The sequence below is a fragment of the Rhizobium nepotum 39/7 genome, assembly GCF_000949865.1.
Lineage (GTDB): Bacteria > Pseudomonadota > Alphaproteobacteria > Rhizobiales > Rhizobiaceae > Agrobacterium > Agrobacterium nepotum.
In genome coordinates, this window is the sequence record NZ_JWJH01000006.1 from 52,827 (window position 1) to 67,018 (window position 14,192).

10 protein-coding genes and 2 pseudogenes are annotated in these 14,192 nt (G+C 58.8%); 7 read left to right on the plus strand and 5 right to left on the minus strand.

Annotated elements, in window-relative coordinates; all coding sequences use genetic code 11:
• Positions 1 to 66: 66 nt before the first annotated feature.
• Entirely contained in the window at positions 67 to 360 is a 294-nt protein-coding gene (locus RS75_RS07590; protein WP_045019180.1) for a BrnT family toxin, read from the plus strand.
• The gene (locus RS75_RS07595) at positions 311 to 646 is read left to right on the plus strand and encodes a BrnA antitoxin family protein (RefSeq protein WP_045018939.1); all 336 of its coding nucleotides are present in this window, start codon (positions 311 to 313) and stop codon (positions 644 to 646) included. The genes RS75_RS07590 and RS75_RS07595 overlap by 50 nt, the downstream gene beginning before the upstream one ends.
• Before the next feature lie 343 nt (positions 647 to 989).
• Here the strand turns inward: RS75_RS07595 and RS75_RS07600 are convergent, their stop codons facing one another.
• Positions 990 to 1,439, minus strand: a complete 450-nt coding sequence (locus tag RS75_RS07600) for a GatB/YqeY domain-containing protein (protein ID WP_200893620.1) — start codon at positions 1,437 to 1,439, stop codon at positions 990 to 992.
• A gap of 338 nt (positions 1,440 to 1,777) precedes the next feature.
• Between RS75_RS07600 and carA the strand changes: the two genes are divergently transcribed.
• Entirely contained in the window at positions 1,778 to 2,983 is a 1,206-nt protein-coding gene (gene carA, locus RS75_RS07605) for a glutamine-hydrolyzing carbamoyl-phosphate synthase small subunit (protein ID WP_045018941.1), read from the plus strand.
• A gap of 39 nt (positions 2,984 to 3,022) precedes the next feature.
• On the opposite strand, the gene RS75_RS07610 is transcribed toward carA, so the two are convergent.
• Entirely contained in the window at positions 3,023 to 4,420 is a 1,398-nt protein-coding gene (locus tag RS75_RS07610) for an MATE family efflux transporter (protein WP_045018943.1), read from the minus strand.
• A gap of 335 nt (positions 4,421 to 4,755) precedes the next feature.
• Here RS75_RS07610 and mcpU point away from each other — a divergent pair, with 335 nt between their 5' ends.
• Positions 4,756 to 6,846 (plus strand): methyl-accepting chemotaxis protein McpU, encoded by a 2,091-nt coding sequence (gene mcpU, locus RS75_RS07615; protein ID WP_045018945.1) that lies wholly within the window; start codon positions 4,756 to 4,758, stop codon positions 6,844 to 6,846.
• Between the two features lie 377 nt (positions 6,847 to 7,223).
• Positions 7,224 to 7,703 carry a DUF2938 domain-containing protein gene (locus tag RS75_RS07620; RefSeq protein WP_045018946.1) on the plus strand — a complete coding sequence of 160 codons (480 nt, stop codon included), beginning with the start codon at positions 7,224 to 7,226 and terminating at the stop codon, positions 7,701 to 7,703.
• Between the two features lie 42 nt (positions 7,704 to 7,745).
• Here RS75_RS07620 and ypfJ read toward each other — a convergent pair whose 3' ends face one another.
• Complete coding sequence (ypfJ, locus tag RS75_RS07625) at positions 7,746 to 8,678, minus strand: KPN_02809 family neutral zinc metallopeptidase (RefSeq protein ID WP_045018948.1); 933 nt, start codon at positions 8,676 to 8,678, stop codon at positions 7,746 to 7,748.
• A 96-nt stretch (positions 8,679 to 8,774) separates the two neighbouring features.
• Positions 8,775 to 8,930 (minus strand): annotated as a pseudogene (locus RS75_RS27525) (DUF2306 domain-containing protein); the annotation flags it as partial.
• 1 nt (position 8,931) lies between these two features.
• On the opposite strand from RS75_RS27525, the pseudogene RS75_RS07635 reads away from it, so the two are divergent.
• Together RS75_RS07635 and carB are read left to right on the plus strand one after the other, a co-directional pair.
• A pseudogene (locus RS75_RS07635) lies at positions 8,932 to 9,195 on the plus strand (LytTR family DNA-binding domain-containing protein); the annotation flags it as partial.
• A gap of 156 nt (positions 9,196 to 9,351) precedes the next feature.
• Entirely contained in the window at positions 9,352 to 12,840 is a 3,489-nt protein-coding gene (carB, locus tag RS75_RS07640; RefSeq protein ID WP_045019187.1) for a carbamoyl-phosphate synthase large subunit, read from the plus strand.
• Between the two features lie 108 nt (positions 12,841 to 12,948).
• Here carB and RS75_RS07645 read toward each other — a convergent pair whose 3' ends face one another.
• The gene (locus RS75_RS07645; RefSeq protein WP_045018950.1) at positions 12,949 to 14,088 is read right to left on the minus strand and encodes a GGDEF domain-containing protein; all 1,140 of its coding nucleotides are present in this window, start codon (positions 14,086 to 14,088) and stop codon (positions 12,949 to 12,951) included.
• Between the last annotated feature and the right edge of the window lie 104 nt (positions 14,089 to 14,192).

Here is a 14,192-nt window from a genome sequence, read left to right on the forward strand (position 1 = left end):
TATACATACACGGTGTATGAGTGCTTATGAGCTGAAATCAGTTGTAGGTAGCTCATGGATATCGTGATGAAAGATTTCATTTCCTTCGAATGGGATGAAAATAAGCGACAGATTAACATTCAAAAGCACGGTATCGATTTTGAGGATGCAGTCGAGGCACTGTATGAACCACATATCGAAATATCGGCCGACCAAAACGGAGAGGTTCGCATACGCGCCATTTGTCCTTTCATGGAGCGCCTGATAACCGTCATCTACACGATGCGAGGCGAGACATGCCGGGTCATATCGGTGCGCGCGGCGCGAAAAAATGAGCAACAACTCTATTACGCGAACAACCCTGGACGAAATACGCGCTAAGCGGGCTCGCGGCGAGAAGAGCGAGAGCGACTGGGCGCGTGTCGATGCCATGACCGATGAAGATATCGAACGCGCCGTGCGCGACGATCCGGACTGGGCCGGCTTCGAGGACATCGATTGGTCGAAGGCCGAAGTGGTTTTCCCCACGGCGAAAAAATCCATCTCCATCCGCGTCGACCAGGATGTCGTGGACTTCTTCAAATCCACCGGCAAAGGCTATCAGACGCGCATGAATGCCGTTCTGCGTCACTATGTGCATGAACAGCAGAAGAAGCGGCAAGGTTAAAGGCCCGGAACAATTGGCGATCGCTTTCTGCAAACGGGCAGAAGGCCGCAGATCGCCTGCTGCCGCCCGCTTGGGGCAAATTTATGGCAGCGCAGCATCACTAAAAATTATGTTTTTGTAATTTGAGCCGCCCGTCGCGGCGATATAAAACATATTTAAAGGCAGCGCTTGAGCATTCCCATAAAGCTGCTGACGCCCGCAGGCACGTCCCCCGAAAAAAGCCTGCGCGGGACCGCATTTTGATCCGCCGAAATGCACCTTCGTCGGCAGCAAAAAGGCAGGGTAGCCATGGCTACCCTGCCTTTACTTTTTCTGAACGGCAGAAGCCTGCTCCAGCAAGCCCTTACTTCAGCAAATCCTTGACGACGCCGGAAGCCTTCGCGAAGTCGATCTGGCCGGGATAGCGTTCTTTCAGCGCATTCATGCACTTGCCCATGTCGCGCAGGCCGGAGGCGCCGGTTTCGGTGATGACGACCTGACACAGTTCACGCACTTTCTCGGCCGGAATCTCTTCCGGCATGAATTCCTTGATGATGACGATTTCCTCGCGCTCCTGCGCGGCAAGCTCGGGACGGCCGGCACCTTCGTAGATGGTGGCGGACTCCTCCCGCTGCTTCACCATCTTGGTCAGAATCTGCATGATTTCGTCGTCGCTGACGGGGTCCTTGCCCACGCCGCGATTGGCGATATCGCGGTCCTTTATGGCTGCCTGGATCAGACGCACGGTCGATGTGCGTCGGGTATCGCGAGCCTTCAGCGCGTCTTTCAGAGTATTAGCGAACGTGTCGCGCATCATTTCTTCTTCTCCTTGGGAAAGTGCATTCCGCAGCATATCTACAGGGAAACTTTCCACCTTATTTTTCGAAACGACATAACCGAGCAAACCCGCTCAAGCAAATCAAATGCATAAGCCCTTGAATGTGCGAAGGTTTAATTCCGCGTAAATCTTGAGCCTGCGGTTGACCGTTTAAGCAGCTTTCGTTATTTTCCGGCACCTGCACGAGATTTTAACGAAGGGTCGGAACGCGAGTTTATCGCGCGCCCCTTTATGTCACGAAGCCTGCACAAAAAATGGCCCCTCTCCCCCTGCCTTTCAAGAGGCGGGGTGCGAAGCGGCAGAAACGGAACGAGATGACCGAGACAGCGCCCTGGACTACCCGCAAACCGACCGCAATGCTTGTTCTTGCCGATGGCACAGTGATCGAGGGAACGGGCATCGGCGCAACCGGCAAGGTACAGGCCGAAGTCTGCTTCAACACCGCGCTGACCGGTTATGAAGAAATCCTGACCGATCCGTCCTATCTCGGCCAGATCGTCACCTTCACCTTCCCGCACATCGGCAATGTCGGCACCAATGAGGAAGACATCGAAGACCTGACGCCCGCCGCCCGGCGCGGCGCGGTCGGCGTCATCTTCAAGGCAGACATCACCGACCCGTCGAACTTCCGCGCCGCCAAACATCTGGACACCTGGCTGAAGACCCGCGGCGTCATCGGCCTTTGCGGCATCGACACGCGCGCGCTGACGGCATGGATCCGCGAAAACGGCGCGCCGAACGCGGTGATCGCGCATGATCCGAACGGCGTCTTCGATATCGAGGCGCTGAAGGCGGAAGCAAAGGCATGGAGCGGTCTCGTCGGCCTCGACCTCGCCATCGAAGCCACATCCGGGCAATCCTCCACCTGGACGGAAACGCCGTGGGTATGGAACGAGGGTTACGGCACGCTCAGTGAAGCCGACGCCAAGTATCACGTCGTCTGCGTCGATTTCGGCGTCAAGCGCAACATCCTGCGCCTCTTCGCCGGTCTTGACTGCAAGGTCACCGTGGTTCCGGCCCAGACATCGGCCGAAGACATCCTGGCGTTGAAGCCGGACGGCGTGTTCCTGTCCAACGGTCCGGGAGACCCGGCCGCAACAGGCGAATATGCCGTGCCGGTCATCCAGAACCTCATCGCAAGCGATCTGCCGATCTTCGGCATCTGCCTCGGCCACCAGATGCTTGGCCTCGCCGTCGGCGCCAAGACCGAAAAGATGCATCAGGGCCATCACGGCGCCAACCATCCGGTCAAGGACTTCACCACCGGCAAGGTGGAAATCGTCTCCATGAACCACGGCTTTGCTGTTGACGCCAAGTCGCTGCCTGATGGTATCGAGGAAACTCACACATCGCTGTTCGACGGCACCAATTGCGGCCTGCGCATCACGGGCAAGCCGGTCTTCTCCGTCCAGCACCATCCGGAAGCATCGCCCGGCCCGCAGGACAGCCACTATCTCTTCCGCCGCTTCGTTAACCTGCTGCGCGAGAGACAAGGTGAGGCAGCGCTCGCCGAGCGCTGATAACCTTCGGACAATCAGGAAGAATATGCGGCCCGCTTTTTAGCGGGCCGTTTTCATTTCGCGCTTCACCAGAAGGACGAAGCGCACGGTCAGCAGAACGGCTGCCGTCGAAAGGCCGATCACGAAGCCGAACCACACACCGCGCCCGCCATAACCGAGCGGAAAGGCCATGGTCCAGGCAAGCGCCAGCCCGATCGGCCAATAGGAAATAAGGGCCAGTATCGCTGGAATGCGCGCATCCTTCAGCCCGCGCAGCAAGCCTGCCGTCACGGCCTGAATACCATCGACAAGCTGGAAAATACCGGCGATCACCACCAGGCTGCTGGCATAGGCAAGCACTTCCGCCGCTTCCGGCAACTTTGCGTCAAGAAACCATTTCGCCAGGAATTCCGGGAATGCCGCAAACAGGATGCCGCCGCAAATGGCGATGCCGCATGCAATCGCATAGATCATGATAGCGGCGCGCACGAGGTTTTTGAAATCGCCCTGACCGCGCGCTATTCCCACGCGAACGGTTGCCGCCTGGGCCAGGCCGAGCGGAATCATGAAGGCGATGGAGGCAAGCTGCAGCGCAATGCCATGCGCCGCCAGTTGCACGGTGCCGATCTGACCCATCAGGATCGAAGCGGCGGCAAACAGCGTTACTTCCGCAAGAATGGTGATGCCGATCGGCAGGCCAAGGCGCAGCACGTCCCAAAGCGCATGCCAGTCCGGCCGCCAGAAGCGCACGAACAGTTCATATTTCTTGGTTTCCTCACGCGTCTGCACATAAGCGACGATGAAGATAAAACTGAAGGCGTTGACGATGACGGCAACCACGGCCGCACCGTTCATGCCCATCGCCGGCAGTCCCATATGCCCCAGCACCAGCGCGTAAGCCATCAAACCGTTCATCACCAGCATGATGATGGTGACATAGAGAATGATGCCCGCACGGCCGATGGCGCTGACTAGCCCGCGCAGCACGTAAAAAAGCAGCGCCGGCAGCAGGCCGAACTTGGCGATGGCGAGATAATGGCCGGTCAGCGCCGCTACATCGGGGTTTTGCCCGAGATAAATCAGAATGCGCTCTGCATTGAAGAATATCGGCAAGGTGAGCAGCCAGTAGGCGATCGCCACCCACATGCCCATGCGCAGCGAGCGGCGGGCCGCCGTCGCATCCCCCTGCCCGTAGGCCTGCGCCACCATCGGCACCACGGCCACGGAAAATCCCGAGCCGAAAATGAAGACGACGAAGAAGAACTGCCCGGCCAGCACCATGGCTGCCAGCTTTTCAGCCCCCAGCTGGCCGACGATGACCATATCCGTGGTGTGTATACCAAGCTGTGCGAGCTGCGCCCCCACCAGCGGGATGCCCAGCGCAAGCGTAGCCCGAAAATGCGAAAACCACGACCCCGATCCGGAGGGAACGGTTTCTGCAACAATCGACGAAGACATTGTAATTCACCTGAATCTTGGCCATTGCCGCGAATTGCGCAACGGCAGCAGGTGATGAATAAAATATTCCCTTCCTGCACGCAACCTTTGCAGATCAATGATCAAAATTTATGCAGAACGGCCATCCTGCGGCATTGGCTGGATATCGGCTGAAATGGCAGGACATCAAACAAATTTAGCCGAATTTTACCATTTCCCTTTACCTATTAGAATATCGCGTAGTTCTTTCAAACCGTAAGCTGCATGATGCAGAATATACCCGCCATTGAGGCATGTCTTTCCCATCATTTTTCAAGATGAGCCGAACCGGCGCATCTGGTCCAAGGACGTGTAGCTTGCCCAAAAAAACCAATCTCATGACGCGCATCCTGTTTGCGGCGTCATCGCTTGTCGTCGCCGCCTTTGCGGGATTCTCTTTCTACATCGACAGTCTCCAGCACCGGGTGACGACGGAAGCCGTGACGGAAAACATCGATTCTTCCGGTAAACAGGCCGCCCAAAGCATCGCCAACTGGCTGAACGGCCGCATCATGCTGACCGACACCGTGGCAAAGACGCTCGCCAAGCTTCCCGAAGACGACGCCAAGGTGCAGTTCCTGCAGAACGACGTGCTGACGGCGCAATTCATGTCCACCTATTTCGGCAACGCCGAAAATGGCAGTTTCACAACATTTCCGAGATTGCCGCTGCCGGAAGGTTATGACCCGCGCAAGCGCCCCTGGTATCTGGACGCCGTCAAGGCCGGCAAGCCGGTGCTGACCGAACCTTACAACGACGCATCGACCGGCGGCCTCGTCATCACCGCTGCCATTCCCGTTTCCGTCAACGGCAAGCTGGCGGGCGTCACAGGCAGCGATTTCTCGCTGGATTCCCTGGTCGCTATGATCAAGGCGGTCGATGCCGGCAAGGACGGATACGCCTTCCTCGTCAACAGGGACGGCAAGATCCTCATCCATCCGGATGCGAAATTCGTCGATAAGCGGCTCACCGATCTCTTTACGGTCGACACGCCGGCGATTTCGTCTGCAATCCTGCAAACCGAAATCGACGGCAAGGGCAAGATCACCAGCTTCATTCCCGTCGCCGGCCTGCCCTCGGTCGAATGGTATCTCGGTTTCGTCGTCGATTCCGACGTCGCCTATAGCGCGGTCGGCCAATTTCGCCTCGCGGCAACCATCGCCACGGTTCTTGCGGCAGCGATCATGATTGTCCTGCTCGCAACCGTTCTCTCCCGCTTCATCGTTCGCCCCGTCACGCAGATGACATCAGCCATGGAAGGCCTGGCCGCCGGCAATCTTGACGTTGTCATTCCGGGTCAGGAACGCAGCGACCAGATCGGCTCGATGGCCGCGGCAGTCGCTGTTTTCAGATCGAACGCCACGGAACGTCTGCGTCTCGAAGGGGACGCCGAACAGAACCGCACACTTTCCGAACAGGAGCGCAACGACCGCGAAAGACTGGCGGCGAAAGACGCGGCCGACATCCAGTTCGCGGTCGATTCGCTTGCCAGGGGACTGGCGCATCTTTCGAATGGCGACCTCAACTACCGCATCGAGACGCCATTCGTGACCCGCATCGACCGCCTGCGCGACGATTTCAACAATTCCGTCGCCAAACTGAATGCGGCCTTGAGCACCGTCGGCCAGAACGCACGGGCAATCGATGCCGGCGCTGGAGAAATCCGCCAGTCCGCCGACGATCTGGCCAAGCGCACCGAGCAGCAGGCAGCCTCCGTGGAGGAAACTGCGGCAGCGCTTGAGGAAATTACCACGACGGTCAAGGATTCCGCCCGCCGTGCCGAAGAGGTAGGCCGTCTCGTCGACCGTACGCGCAACAATGCCGAACAGTCCGGCATCATCGTCGAAGACGCCGTCCGCGCCATGGAAGGCATCGAAAAATCATCGTCGGAGATCAGCAATATCATCGGCGTGATCGACGAAATCGCCTTCCAGACCAACCTGCTTGCACTGAACGCCGGTGTCGAAGCCGCCCGCGCTGGTGAGGCTGGCAAGGGTTTTGCCGTCGTCGCACAGGAAGTGCGCGAGCTTGCCCAGCGCTCCGCCAATGCGGCCAAAGCGATCAAGACGCTGATCAACGCCTCGACATCACAGGTGCAGTCCGGCGTCGATCTCGTCGGTAATGCCGGCAAGGCACTGGAAACCATCGTCCGCGAAGTGCAGGAGATCAACCGCCACATCGACGCCATCGTGACGTCGTCGCGCGAACAGTCGACCGGACTTCAGGAAATCAACACCGCCATCAACACCATCGATCAGGGCACCCAGCAGAACGCCGCCATGGTCGAGGAACAGACAGCCGCAAGCCATGGTCTCGCCTCGGAAGCGGCGGCGCTCAACGAGCTGCTCGCGCAATTCCAGCTCACCACGGCAACGCGGCGGCAGGCGGAATATGGGCGTGCTGCGTGATAGCAAGGACAGAGCTGGCCGGAGCGACCCGACCATCGCTGCATCGGCTAGAGCATTTCCAGTAAAAGTGCGTAGCGGTTTTACGTCCGGAAAATGCGTAAAAACAAAGAGCTAGAACACGTCCAACGATTCCGTTTAAACTGGACGTGCTCTAGGTCTCTACACGCGCGACGTCATCCTCGGGCTTGACCCGAGGATCCATGGTGCGCCGGGAGATGGATCCTCGGGTCAAGTCCGAGGATGACGGACGAGAGGTTTCAACCTCCCCCATGGCCGGAGCTATCCGGCCATTTTTATTTGCCGCGCGAACGATACCCGGTTCTCTCTCCCGGCTCGATCCGGTAGAGCTTGATCGATCATGATTTTCGGAGGGATCTATGCTGGAACTGATTTGGCGCGGCATTGCCATGGGCATTGGCGGCACCGTGTTTATGGATATATGGGCAATCGTGCTGCACCGGTTTTTCGGCCAGTCCGCCCCGAACTGGGCGCCGGTCGGCCGCTGGTTCTGGCATGTGCCAAAGGGCAGGATATTTCACGACAGCATCGCCACGGCCGCACCTTACGAGCACGAACTGGCGCTCGGCTGGGTTTCGCATTATGCCGTCGGCATTCTCTACGGCGTCGTTCTCGCTTTGATAGTGCCGGCCTCGTGGTTTTCCGCGCCGTCCTTCATCCAGCCATGGATCGTCGGCATCATCACGGTCGGTGCCGGCTGGTTCCTGCTGCAACCGGGGCTTGGCATCGGCTGGGCAGCATCGAAAACGCCGAACCCCAACAAGGTCCGCTTTCTCAACCTTGTTGCGCACACGGTCTTCGCACTCGGCATGTATGCCGTGGCGCTGCTGATGCGCTGAACAAAAAAAGGGGGCCTCAAAAGCCCCCTCGTCTGTTTGACCTCAGATATTCGCCGAGAAGGTGTCGCAATCCTCGACACGACCATTCTGGAAGCCGCGCTTGAACCATTCCATGCGCTGCGCCGAGGTGCCGTGGTTGAAACTATCAGGCACCACATATCCTTGAGTCTGCTTCTGCAGGGTATCGTCGCCGATCTGGTGGGCGGCGGTGAGTGCTTCCTCGAGGTCGCCGGTTTCCAGAATGCCCTTCTGTTCCGTGAACTTTCCCCAGATGCCCGCATAGCAATCCGCCTGAAGCTCTACCTTGACCGACATCTTGTTGGCGTCCACCTGGCTCATGGACTGGCGGCGTCGGTTGAACTCCGGCAGGACGCCGGTCAGGTTCTGGATGTGGTGGCCCACCTCATGCGCAATCACGTAAGCCTGCGCAAAATCACCGGCCGCGCCAAAACGCTTGTCCAGTTCTGCGAAGAAAGCGGTGTCGAGATAGACCTTGCGGTCACCAGGGCAATAGAACGGGCCGCTGGCGGCCGAAGCATATCCGCAGGCAGACGAGACCTGTCCCGAAAATAGAACCAGCGTCGGCTTTTCATAGGTTTGTCCGGCGGACTGGAAAATGCCGCTCCACGTATCCTCGGTCTCGGCCAGCACCGTGCGCACGAAAGCCGTCGTCTCGTCGGCCGATTGACCTTGCGGACGTGCGCCCGCTTGCTGGCTGCCGGATTGCTGCGTTGTGCCGCCGCCATCCAGCGAAATGTCACCGCCTGAAAGCAGCGTGAGCGGATTGATGCCGAGAACCCAGCTGATCAGAAGGATCAGCAGAATTCCGCCAATGCCGATGCCGCCACCACGACGCCCGATCGGCACGCGCATTCCGCCACGGGAAAACGGATCGGTACCCGAAGGCCCCGATCCGGCCGACATGCCGCGCCGGTCCTCGATATTGTCCGACTGGCGGCGCCCTCTCCATTCCATGATCTGATCTCCCCGCAAACGTCGCCTCAACAGGCAACCTTATAAGGCACTATAGTACATCTTGTTCCGGAAGAAAGCGGAGGTGAGCGCATTCGCTCAGGCGGTTCTCCGCCTTTGCCTGAAGACGGTCAAAAACAGCAGGGCAAATACGAGAACACCGGCGAAAAGCACCACGAAACCGGGCTTACCGTCACCGAAAACAATCTCGTGCATGATGCGCCCCAGAACGAAGGTGAAGCCCCCGGCGATCACGAAGGATCACTACACCGAGTTGGTAACGACGCGAGGACGTCAGCTGGTGCTGTTGCGTTTTGCCGATGCGATGAAGGAAATCGGCCAAACGGAAGGCTTGCAGGTGCATCGTTCCCACTGGATTGCCGATGCCGACGTCGCCTCGTTGCGTAAACAGGCGGGTCGTCTGCATGTCGTGACAAGAGACGGCTCGGAAATCCCCGTCAGCTGCTCCCATAATACGGCGGTGCAGGCCCGTTTCGCCGCGCGTTCCACTATCCGTTAAGAGTTTCTGTCGATTCCGGAATTTATGGGGTTCCGTTCTCAAAAACATTTGCCTATAAGCCGCTTCTAGCCTGAAAACTTTGAATTGCGCGCCCCGGCCGGTGATTTTTCACCCTGGCTGGTGTTTTGCGCAACCAAAACGCGGAACGAGAGAGCCATGCCGAAGCGCCAAGATATCAAGTCCATCCTCATCATTGGCGCAGGACCGATCGTTATCGGTCAGGCATGTGAATTCGACTATTCCGGCACGCAGGCCTGTAAGGCGCTGAAGGAAGAGGGTTACCGGGTCATTCTGGTCAACTCCAACCCGGCGACGATCATGACCGATCCCGGCCTTGCCGACGCGACCTATGTCGAGCCGATCACGCCGGAAGTGGTCGCCAAGATCATCGCCAAGGAACGCCCGGACGCGCTGCTTCCCACCATGGGCGGCCAGACGGCGCTCAACACCGCGCTTTCCCTGAAGCGCATGGGCGTTCTCGACCGCTACAACGTGGAAATGATCGGCGCGAAGCCCGAAGCCATCGACATGGCAGAAGACCGCGCTTTGTTCCGCGAAGCGATGGCCCGCATCAACCTCGAAACGCCGAAGTCCATGCTCGCCAATGCGACAGAGATCAAGGACGCCGACCGCAAGAAGCACGAAGCCGCCCGCGCCGAACTCAAGGCGAAGCTTTCCGGTGCCGATCTGGACAAGGCGCTGGACGATCTTGAAAACCAGTGGAACCTTGGCGAGACCGACCGCAAGCAGCGCTACATGGCGCATGCGATTGCAATTGCTGCACAGGCCATTGATCATGTTGGCCTGCCCGCCATCATTCGCCCCTCCTTCACGCTTGGCGGCACCGGCGGCGGCATTGCCTATAACCGCTCGGAATTCTTCGACATCGTCTCCGGCGGCCTCGACGCCTCGCCGACCACCGAAGTACTGGTCGAGGAATCGGTTCTCGGCTGGAAGGAATATGAGATGGAAGTGGTCCGCGACACGGCGGACAATTGCATCATCATCTGCTCCATCGAAAACATCGATCCGATGGGCGTCCACACGGGCGACTCGATCACTGTTGCGCCAGCGCTGACGCTGACCGACAAGGAATACCAGATCATGCGCAACGCCTCGATCGCGGTGCTACGCGAGATCGGCGTTGAGACCGGCGGCTCGAACGTGCAGTTCGCCGTCAACCCGAAGGACGGCCGCCTCGTCGTCATCGAAATGAACCCGCGCGTCTCGCGCTCCTCGGCGCTGGCTTCCAAGGCAACCGGCTTCCCGATCGCCAAGATCGCCGCCAAGCTCGCCATCGGCTACACACTTGACGAGCTGGAAAACGACATTACCGGCGGCGCGACGCCTGCCTCGTTCGAACCGTCGATCGACTACGTCGTCACCAAGATCCCGCGTTTCGCCTTCGAGAAATTCCCCGGCGCCTCGCCGATCCTCACCACCGCCATGAAGTCGGTCGGTGAAGTCATGGCCATTGGCCGCACCTTCGCGGAATCGCTGCAGAAGGCGCTGCGCGGCATGGAAACCGGTCTCACCGGTCTCGATGAAATCGAAATCCCCGGTTTCGAGGAAGGCGAAGGCTCCAAGAACGCCATACGCGCCGCCATCGGCACCCCGACGCCGGATCGCCTGCGCATGGTCGCACAGGCGCTGCGCATGGGCATGACGGAGCAGGAAGTTCACGAAAACTCGAAGATCGATCCCTGGTTCATCGCCCAGTTCAAGGCGATCGTGGATATGGAAGCCCGCATCCGCGAACATGGCCTGCCGCAGGACGCTGAAAACCTGCGGACATTGAAGGCCATGGGCTTCTCCGATGCCCGCCTTGCAAGCCTTACCGGCAAGCGCCCGAAGGAAGTGGCCGAACTGCGCAACAGCCTCAATGTTCGCCCGGTGTTCAAGCGCATCGATACCTGTGCTGCCGAATTCGCCTCGCCCACCGCCTACATGTATTCGACCTATGAAGTTCCCTTCGTTGGCGCCGCGCGCTCCGAAGCACAGGTCTCCGACCGCAAAAAGGTCGTCATCCTCGGCGGTGGCCCAAACCGCATCGGCCAGGGCATCGAGTTCGATTATTGCTGCTGCCATGCCGCCTTCGCGTTGAAGGATGCCGGCTTCGAAGCGATCATGATCAACTGTAACCCGGAAACGGTTTCCACTGACTACGACACCTCCGATCGTCTCTATTTCGAACCGCTGACGGCCGAAGACGTGATCGAAATCCTGCGCGCCGAACAGGAGCGCGGCGAGCTGGTCGGCGTCATCGTGCAGTTCGGCGGCCAGACCCCGCTGAAGCTTGCCGAAGCGCTGGAAAAGAACGGCATCCCGATCCTCGGCACCGCGCCTGATATGATCGATCTTGCCGAAGACCGCGACCGCTTCCAGAAGCTCTTGATGAAGCTCGATCTTGCCCAGCCGAATAACGGCATCGCCTATTCGGTCGAGCAGGCGCGCCTCGTCGCCTCCGAAATCGGTTTCCCGCTGGTCGTGCGCCCCTCCTACGTTCTGGGTGGCCGCGCCATGCAGATCATCCATTCGGAAGGCCAGCTCCAGACCTATCTGCTCGATACGGTTCCGGGCCTCGTACCTGAGGACATCAAGCAGCGTTACCCGAACGACAAGACCGGCCAGATCAATACCCTGCTCGGCAAGAACCCGCTTCTGTTCGATAGCTACCTGACCAACGCCGTCGAAGTGGACGTCGATGCGCTGTGCGATGGCGAAAACGTCTTCGTCACGGGCATCATGGAGCATATCGAAGAGGCCGGCATCCATTCGGGCGACTCGGCCTGCTCGCTGCCGTCGCGTTCGCTCAGCGAGGAGACCCTCGACGAGCTGGAACGCCAAACAACGGCGCTTGCCAAGGCGCTTAATGTCGGCGGCCTGATGAACGTGCAATATGCCATCAAGGATGGCACGATCTACGTTCTCGAGGTCAACCCGCGCGCCTCGCGTACCGTGCCTTTCGTGGCCAAGACCATCGGCGCGCCGATCGCCAAGATCGCCGCCCGCATCATGGCGGGTGAGAAGCTTGACGCGGCAATCGCCGCCTATGGCGCAAAACCCGATCCGCGCAACCTGAAGCACATCGCCGTCAAGGAAGCCGTCTTCCCCTTCGCGCGCTTCCCCGGCGTCGATATCCTGCTTGGCCCGGAAATGCGCTCGACCGGCGAAGTCATCGGCCTCGACACCGATTTCGCGCTGGCTTTCGCCAAGAGCCAGCTCGGCGCGGGCGTCGATCTGCCGCGCTCCGGCACGGTGTTCGTATCGGTGCGCGACGACGACAAGGAACGCGTCCTGCCGGCCATTCGCATTCTCGTGGAAAGCGGCTTCAAGGTACTGGCAACCGGCGGCACCCAGCGTTTCCTCGCCGAACAGGGCGTCAATGCCGAAAAGATCAACAAGGTGCAGGAAGGCCGTCCGCATATCGAGGACGCCATTCGCAACCGTCAGGTCCACCTCGTCATCAACACCACCGACAGCAACAAGGCGATTTCGGACTCGAAGTCGCTGCGCCGCGCGACGCTGATGCAGAAGGTGCCATATTACACCACGATGGCCGGTGCGGAAGCAGCAGCCCTTGCCATCAAGGCGCTGAAGGCCGGCAACCTCGAAGTCAAGCCGTTGCAGAGCTATTTCCAGTAAGCTTCCGGCGCGGAAAACCTCAAGGTTTTCCGGTAGTGAAGACAATTGAAACGCCGCAGGTCACCATGCCTGCGGCGTTTTGCTTTGCCACATAAAGGACCCTGAAGCTTACGCCGCCATAGCCTCGCGCACGCAATTGCGCCCTTCGGTCTTGGCGCGGTAAAGGGCGCGGTCCGCCATTTCCGCCAATGTCTGGAGATCGCAGCGCATCTCGCCGCTGATCGCGACGCCGATGCTGATCGTCACGCCGACGCGCAAACTGCCGCAATCGACCTCGGTTATCGCAACCGCATCGCGAATGCGTTCGCCGATCATGCAGGCTTTCTGAACGCCGGCGCCCGGCAGGAAGATGATGAATTCCTCGCCGCCATAACGCGCCAGCACGTCACCGCCGCGTATGCTGCCACCGATTCGCTTCGCCACTTCCTGAAGAACGCTATCGCCGACGGCGTGGCCAAAACGGTCGTTGATCGCCTTGAAATGATCGAGATCGAGCAACATGGCGGCATCCGCAGGATTTGGCACCGCAGGCATGGCCTGGAAAAAGAAACGCCGGTTCTTGACGCCCGTCAGCGGATCGGTGTTTGCGAGAACCAGCAATTTCCGCTCGGAGCGCTCGGCCACCAGGATCATCACGAACAGGGCGATTGCGAAGTTCAGTGTGATGATGAAGAAGAACGCATCGACGATATTGATGCTGGCATAATCGGGGAAAAGCATGCTTTTCATCACCAACAGCGATATGAGCCCGGAAATGCCCGTGATAGCCGCAAGCGCCAGCCGGGAAAGAAGCGGCTCCTTGCGCCAGTTGGCGAGAAAAACGACCGCGCCCGCAAGATAGGCCAGAGCCGCGCAACCGTTGAACAGGGCCGCGCGAAACGCGTTATTGTCAGCGATTTGCTGCGCAACGACAATCGCCATCATGGCGATGACGCAGGTAACGAAAACGGTCCACTTTACGGGCGAACGTCCATCGCACAAGATTTTCAGACCGAGCCAGATCAGCGAATAACCCGCAATACCGAAGACGACGCTGCCGAGCTGCCATAAGGCGGGCGAAACCATTCCCCATTCACCGTAACCGGCAAGTGTCGAGCCGATTACCATCGCTGCAAAGCCAGCAGCAAGAACAGCCGGGCCAGGCAAACCGCGATTTGTCAATTTGAGGTAGATGAAACTCAACAATCCGACGATGTAAGAACATTTTTGCATCAATATGACGGTCGTAAGATCGAGTTCGCCAAACATAACATGCCCACGCAATAGATAAATTGAAACGACACAATTAAATTATGAAGTATAAAAATACAATAAAATTCCAAATTTAATAGACATTAAAATATTACTCCAAC